This window comes from Enterovibrio makurazakiensis (assembly GCF_050336585.1).
GTDB lineage: Bacteria > Pseudomonadota > Gammaproteobacteria > Enterobacterales > Vibrionaceae > Enterovibrio > Enterovibrio gelatinilyticus.
On the sequence record NZ_JAKJSE010000062.1, the window covers coordinates 1 to 828 of the forward strand.

At 46.5% G+C, this 828-nt stretch carries 1 tRNA gene and 2 rRNA genes; all 3 read right to left on the reverse strand.

Annotated elements, in window-relative coordinates:
* Positions 1-190 (reverse strand): 23S ribosomal RNA (locus L4D06_RS25420); the annotation flags it as partial.
* Positions 191-524: 334 nt separating this feature from the next.
* Positions 525-600: transfer RNA gene (locus L4D06_RS25425), tRNA-Glu, on the reverse strand.
* Positions 601-662: 62 nt separating this feature from the next.
* Positions 663-828 (reverse strand): 16S ribosomal RNA (locus tag L4D06_RS25430); the annotation flags it as partial.

Below are 828 nucleotides of genomic sequence, written 5' to 3' on the forward strand. Positions count from 1 at the left end.
GTTCCCCGAGTTCGCCTCATACAGCTATGTATTCACTGCATGATACGTGCTTATGCACGTGGGTTTCCCCATTCGGAAATCGTAGACTCAAGTGGCTGTTACTGCCTTATCTACGCTTATCGCAAGTTACTACGTCCTTCATCGCCTCTGACTGCCAAGGCATCCACCGTGTACGCTTAGTCACTTAACCATACAACCCCAAGAGGTCTTGCGTATGGACAAACAACCAAGGTGACTCTCGTTAAAGAGTCGGTTCATCTTTCGATGAACGGTTTTTCGCCGGACTCAAATATGTTCATCTTTCGATGAAACCAAGAACACTTGAATGTGTTTGGTGTTAATTCCGAAGAATTAACGTTTTGAGAACTTTTGTTTCGTTAYCTCTCGGGTAGAGAGATAAGAAACAGATTTCAATTYATTCCTWAGAATRAATCTACTAGTCAGCTTTCCAGATTTTTAAAGAGCTATGATGTTCTTTCGAGTCACCACTTTCTAACAACACTCGTGAGAATGTATTTAATAAGTGGCGTCCCATAGGGGAGTCGAACCCCTGTTACCGCCGTGAAAGGGCGGTGTCCTAGGCCTCTAGACGAATGGGACACATCGTGTTCTTGTTCTTTAACCTATACAATTTGTGTGGACACTRGCATCGATAGTATCGTTAAGGAGGTGATCCAGCCCCAGGTTCCCCTAGGGCTACCTTGTTACGACTTCACCCCAGTCATGAACCACACCGTGGTAAACGCCCTCCCGAAGGTTAAGCTATCTACTTCTGGTGCAGCCCACTCCCATGGTGTGACGGGCGGTGTGTACAAGGCCCGGGAACGT